This window comes from bacterium, assembly GCA_026398675.1.
In the GTDB taxonomy this organism is placed as follows: domain Bacteria; phylum RBG-13-66-14; class RBG-13-66-14; order RBG-13-66-14; family RBG-13-66-14; genus RBG-13-66-14.
The window spans coordinates 1-5,865 of the sequence record JAPLSK010000010.1; the positions used below are offsets into that span (position 1 = coordinate 1).

The window sequence follows — 5,865 nt, forward strand, 5'->3', positions numbered from 1 at the left end:
CGGTCGGCAGCCCGCGGAGGGGCCGCCCTACGTCATCGCAACCGGGAGTGAGGGGTGAAGCGGCCCCCCTCTCCCTGTGGGAGAGGGATTAAGGGTGAGGGCTGCCTTATAAATAAACGGGCGGACCTTTAGGTCGGCCCGCGGTCCCTCTCCCCCCGTGGAAAAAAGATGTAGGGCGGCCCCGTAGGACGAGTCCTCTGCGGGCCGCCGCGGCGGGGATTAAAATCCCCGACCTACATTATCCCCCTCTCCCTTTCAGGGAGAGGGCCGGGGTGAGGGTCGGGTCAGAGAACTGAAAAAGCGGCGGGGATTTACCGGGGGCATAGCTCGCTTCGCTCGGTTAAAATCCCCGCCCTACATTCAGGCGCGCGGCGGTTGATTATATGAAGGGCGGGTGCAAACACCCGCCCCCTCTATTAACGCGACGAACCTACTCCAAGGAATCCAGTATATCCGCCAGGAGGGTGACGCCGTCGTACTCGTCCCACCGGCTCTCCCCGGCGACGTAGGAGGCGATTAGCGCGTAGCCGCCCGCGTCGGTCATCGTCACGCTGAACTCGGCCAGCGGCACGCCGTCGCTCGTGTAGTACACCAGGAACGTCTCGACGCCATCGCTGACCTGCTCCCGGGCGGCCACCTCCAGGTCGTCGAACCACGTGCCGTAGTTGTACAGGACCTCGTCGGTGAAATCCTGGACCGGCACGGGATCCATCTCGAAGAAGTACATCTCGATGTAGGGGGCGGTGAGGTCGTCGGAGTTGGAGTCGAATATGAGGGATTCCGCGTCCTCGTAGGTTTCCCAGCCCTGGGGGTAGAGGATGGAGAACCCGTCGCCGTCGTAGCGGGTGAGGGTCAAGCCGGCGCTGGTCCCGCCGCCCCCGCCGCCGGTGGTACCGCCGTCGCCTTTGTCGGGTGGGGTTATCGCCTCGGCGCCGCCCCCGGTGAAGCCCTGGGGAATCTCCACCGCCAGGCACGCCGCGACGCCCAGAACCAGAAGATAAAGAGCGAGTTTCTTCACGTCCCCCCCCTTGGTCGGCTCGGTGAATGAATCAGGACAGGATTGACAGATTATAGAGTATCACGGCCGCCGATTCCAGTAGGGCGGGGTTTCCTAACCCCGCCGTGTTACGCTCTCAACCTCAACCCTCACCCCGGCCCGTCGGCGCGCCGTTCAGGTCGGCCCGCGGGCGACCGTGGACGGTCGCCCCTACGTATTCGGGATTCATCGGGTTATTCCCCCGCCAGGGCCACCGCCGGCGCGAAGGAGCCGTCGAAGCGCCCGAGGGTGAACGTCCGCCCGTCGGTCTCCACCACGCAGGCCCCCCGCTCGCCGACGTCGTAGAGCCAGCAGCCCGCCGCCGCCAGCCGCCGGCTCACCTTCTCCGACAGGCGCCCCCGGTCCGGGAACACCACCCCGTGCCCCGGCGCGACCGCCGTCACGAACGTCCCCGACGTCCCCGAGGCCGAGCCGTGGTGCGCGACCTTCAAAAGGTCCACCGCCTCGGGCTCCCAGCGGGCGAAGAGCCTGCGCTCCCCGGGCGCCTCCAGGTCCCCGGTGAAGAGCGCCTCGAACGCCCCGTAACGCAGCAAAATGACCAGCGAGGCGTCGTTGGTCGCCGTCCCCTTGGGTCGGGGCCGGTCGGACGCCGACAGAACGGTGAGCTCCAGTTTTTCATCCAGGGTCGGGATGCGCGTCCCGCAGGCGGGAAAGCACACCTCGGTCCCGGAGAGCCGTTCGGCGAGGAGGTAGGAGAGGTACGTCTCGGTGGTCAGGTGGTCCGGCGGGCGGTAGACCCGCTCCACCTCGAAGCGTTGGAGGACGGGCGTCAGGCCCGAGCAGTGGTCCGAGTCGGGGTGGGTGAGGCAGACGGTCCCTATTCCGGTAAAGCCGCGCCGGCGCAGGTACTCCGCCACCGGCTCGGCATAGTCCAGGCCGCCGTCTATCACTATCCGGTCGCCCGCCGGGCTCTCTACGAGAACCGCGTCGCCCCGATCCACGGAGAAGAATGTCAGCCGCAGGCGGTCCGGCAGGTCGTCGCGCAAGAGGTGCCAGCCCCAGAGCGCGATTATCAGCCCGGCGGGAACGAGGGGAGCCCATCTCCACTTCCCCCTCCGCCAGAGCCACCAGGCGGCGCCGAAGAGCGCCAGGGTCGCCAGCACCAGCCAGACCGCCGGCTGGCGCAGGTCGGTGGTCATCAGGGGGACTTGGGCGGCCTTGCCGACGAGCCAGTCCATCCCGCGCAGGACCAGCGAGAGCGGCGTTCCCAGGAACTGCGCCCACATCGGAAAACCGACCGCCGAGGAAGCCGCGACTAAAAGCAGGTACGGCACGCCCAGGGCCAGGGCGATGCCCACCAGGGGGACGACGACCAGGTTCGTCAAGAAGGACAGGATGGGCACCTGGGCGAAGTGGAGTGCCAGGAGCGGGTAGAGGGCGAGCTGGGCGGCCAGGGTGGCCCCCAGGCCGTTGGCGATGAATAGCGGCACTTTTTTTCGCGTCATCCAGGCGGCCAGGGTCGGGGTCAGCGCCGCGATACCCACCACCGCCACGAAGGAGAGCTGGAAGGAGATGTCCCAGAGGGCGAGCGGGTTGAGCGCCAGGAGGAAAAGCCCCGCCGCGGCCACCGAGGTGCCCAGGTGGGCCGGCCGGCCCAGAATCCGCCCGCCGAGGAAGAGGCCGGACATGAGGCAGGCCCGCAGCGCCGGAGGCCGCGCCCCGGTCAACAGGGTGAAGCCGATTATCACCGCCAGGGCGAGGACGTACCGCCCCCGCCGCTTCAGCGGGAGCGCCCCACCCAGAAGGAACGCCAGGTAGCCCACGATGCCCACGTGGAGGCCGCTGACCGCCAGGATGTGAAAGATGCCGGTCTCGCGGAAGCGATCCAGGTCGCTCGGCTCGAGCTCCCCCCGGTCGCCGGTGAGAATCGCCCGGGCCAGCCCCACCGCCTGGGGATGGAGGGATTCCAGGGCGCGGTCGTTGAGCCACTCCCGCAGCCGCAGGAAAATGGTCCCGAGGTCGTCGCGGGTTTCCGCGATTTCGACCGGGCCCGCGTCGCGCGCCCAACCGGCCACCCCGTTCGCCCGCATGTACTCGCCGTAGTCGGGCACGAGCGGGTTGTCCGCCTCCCCGATCCCGTTCAGGTAAAACGCGCCCCGGAGGAGGTCCCCCGGGGAGAATTTCGGCCTATCGTCGCCGTACACGCCCAGGCTCAACCGCGCGCCGGTCAGGTCCGCGAGCTCGGGCGGCGCCTCGACGACCTCGACCCAGCCAGCGGGCCGCCGCGATTCCGCAAGCGAAGGCCACCGCCAGGCCCACCAGGGGTGAACGCGGCGATGGCGCTTTTATGTCTTGCGGCACGGTTATTTCTTCTTCGCGCGCCCGGCCCTTTTGTCGTGCTCCACGCGGCGGCGGTGGACGGTATCGCACACCGCGGCGTACTCCACCGCCGGGTCCAGTAGCCGACCCGCCTTACGGGCGGCGAGCCAGCGCCAGAGAACGATACCGGCCCCCACGAGGAAGATGACGATGGAGATGACCTGGTTCTTGGACAAGAAACCGCCGAAGGCCCACATGTCGTCCTCGCGGAAGCGGAGCTCCTCGATGAAGAGCCGCCAGGCCCCGAAGAAGGCGATGAGAACCCCGAACAGCAGGCCGTGGAAGCGCTTCCACTTCCGCTCCAACAGTATCAACAGGCCGAAGAGGGCGAACCCCGCCGCCGACTCGAAGAGCTGGGTGGGCAGGACCGGCGTGCCCGCCTTTATCCCGGTGAAGTTGAAGTTGTAGACCGGCGAGTTGTGGGGGAAGACCACACCGAGCCAGGAGTCGGTGGCCCGACCGAAGCAGCAGCCGTTGAAGAAGCAGCCGATGCGCGTCAGCCCCAGCCCCAGGGCCACGGAGGGCGCCATGATGTCCGTGATTTCCCAAATGGGCAGCTTCTTGCGCCACAGGTACACCAGCGACCCGGCCAGGGCGAAGATGAACCCCCCGAACAGCATCAGCCCGCCGTCCCAGATGCGCAGGAGCTGGATCCAGGGGTCGCCGTGAATCGCGTACTGGTCGTAGTGGTAGATGAAGTGGAAGATCCGGGCGCCCACCACGGCGCAGATGAGAATCACCAGGGAGAGGTCGTAGATGTGACGGTGGTCTATGCCCCGGTTGCGGGCCCGCTGGGCGGCCAGCATCATCCCCAGGAAGAACGACAGCGCCAGCATCAGGCCGTAGACCCGCAGCGTCAGCGGACCGATGGCGAAGAGGGTGGGGTGCATCGTTTACGCTTGCCCGTCGGGGCGGTTTCACGGTAAGGTTAACGGTAATCCTAGCCGCTGCCGGCTGAATAGTCAAACGGTTTACCCATGAAAGACCCCAGGCTCGGCATCACCGCCACCGTTCCCTCCGAGGTCGCCCTGGCCGCGGGGCGCACGCTGGTGGACCTGAACAACGTCCGCGTCCGCGGGGAGAGCCCGGAGCGCGCCGTCCGCGAGGCGGAGTCGGCCGGTTTCCCGCGCAACTCCTGCGCCTGGATCAAGGGCGTGTACGCCACCATCCGCCGCCTGGGCCTCTCGGAGGTCGTGGGCGTCAGCCGGGGGGATTGCAGCAACACCGAGGCGCTGCTGGAGATTCTGGCCGACGACGGCCTCGCCGCCGTGCCCTTCGCTTATCCGGAGAGTCGCTCGCCGGAGGAGCTTTCTCACGCCCTGGAACGGTTCGCCGACCGCCTCGGCACATCTCTGGGCGAGGCGGAACAGTGGCGCGAGCGGTTGGCGCCGATTCGGGAGGATTTAGGCCGGCTGGACGGGCTGGTCGTCGAAGGAAAGAGGCGGGACGCGGCCTACTTTAATCTGGCCCTCTCGGCGAGCGACTGGGGCGGCGACTTGGAAGGCTACGCGGCCGCGCTGGAGCGGGAGCTGGCCTCGGGGGAGGAGCCTCCCCCCGCGTCGGTCCGCCTGGCCTACCTCGGCGTGCCGCCGGCCTTCACCGACCTGTTGGCGCGGACCGCCGAGCTCGGCGCGGCCTTCGTCTTCGCCGAGATTCCCCGCCAGTTCACCATGCCGGGCCGCTCGCCCGACCTCGTCGCCCAATACCTCGCCTACACCTACCCCTACGGCATGGCCTTCCGGCTGGGGGACATCCTCCCCAAGCTGGAGAAGCGAAGGGTGGACGGCGTGGTCCACTACGTCCAGAGCTTCTGCTTCCGGCAGATAGAGGATATCCTCCTGCGGCGGCGTCTCCCTAGTGTGCCGGTGCTCACCCTGGAGGGGGACCGCCCGGGGCCGCTCACGGCGCGGGACCTGCTGCGCCTGGAGAGTTTCGTCGAGACGCTTTTATTGAACAAGCCCGCCGGGGGGTTGTGAGAGTCGCCGCCCGTCCCCTCCCCCCTCTGGCTTGTCCCCTCCCCCCTCTGGGGGGACGCGCGCTTACGGGTTAGGGGGAGGGGTGAAGCGGCGGGGATTGGAATCCCCGCCCTACGTCATCACAAATGGCGAGGCACGTGTTAGGGTGAGGGGCGGGGCGAGGGCTGCCGCCTGTCCCCTCCCCCCTCTGGGGGGAGGGTTAGGGTGAGGGGCAGGGTGAGGGCAACCTAAGAAAAAAGAGCGGGTGGGGACACCCGCCCCCACGTCGTCGTGAACGCGGGCGGTCGTCTCCCGCGCGACTCAATTTGACCTGAACCTTGACGACTCCCCAGGAAATTCAAACCGCCCCGCGGGGGACTACTCCACCCCCACAGCGCCTCTTCGTCCCCCAGAGAGGAATTTTGTTGCCTTGGGTTCCCCGATTTGCTATCCTCTATCTGTCTTATTGATTTAAACCTGTTGCGTTTTTTCTCAACTCTTCCGTATCTTATACTCGAACAACCGGAGGTTACG

4 protein-coding genes are annotated in these 5,865 nt (G+C 67.5%); 1 reads left to right on the forward strand and 3 read right to left on the reverse strand.

Annotated elements, in window-relative coordinates:
- Window positions 1-430: 430 nt before the first annotated feature.
- The 3 genes from NTW26_00105 to lgt all read right to left on the reverse strand — a co-directional run bounded on the left by NTW26_00105 (window position 431) and on the right by lgt (window position 4,266).
- Window positions 431-1,018 (reverse strand): hypothetical protein, encoded by a 588-nt coding sequence (locus tag NTW26_00105; GenBank protein ID MCX7020675.1) that lies wholly within the window; start codon window positions 1,016-1,018, stop codon window positions 431-433.
- Window positions 1,019-1,230: 212 nt separating this feature from the next.
- Window positions 1,231-3,213, reverse strand: coding sequence for a ComEC/Rec2 family competence protein (locus NTW26_00110; protein MCX7020676.1), 1,983 nt, complete (start codon window positions 3,211-3,213; stop codon window positions 1,231-1,233).
- Window positions 3,214-3,360: 147 nt separating this feature from the next.
- A complete protein-coding gene (gene lgt / locus NTW26_00115; GenBank protein MCX7020677.1) occupies window positions 3,361-4,266 on the reverse strand; it encodes a prolipoprotein diacylglyceryl transferase in 906 nt (301 codons plus the stop codon).
- Window positions 4,267-4,353: 87 nt separating this feature from the next.
- Here lgt and NTW26_00120 point away from each other — a divergent pair, with 87 nt between their 5' ends.
- Window positions 4,354-5,352, forward strand: coding sequence for a 2-hydroxyacyl-CoA dehydratase (locus tag NTW26_00120; GenBank protein MCX7020678.1), 999 nt, complete (start codon window positions 4,354-4,356; stop codon window positions 5,350-5,352).
- Window positions 5,353-5,865: the final 513 nt, after the last annotated feature.

Coding starts and splice junctions, on each gene's coding strand:
- NTW26_00120 (MCX7020678.1), top strand. CDS start 4,354: ATGAAAGACCCCAGGCTCGGCATCACCGCCACCGTTCCCTCCGAGGTC.
- lgt (MCX7020677.1), bottom strand. CDS start 4,266: ATGCACCCCACCCTCTTCGCCATCGGTCCGCTGACGCTGCGGGTCTAC.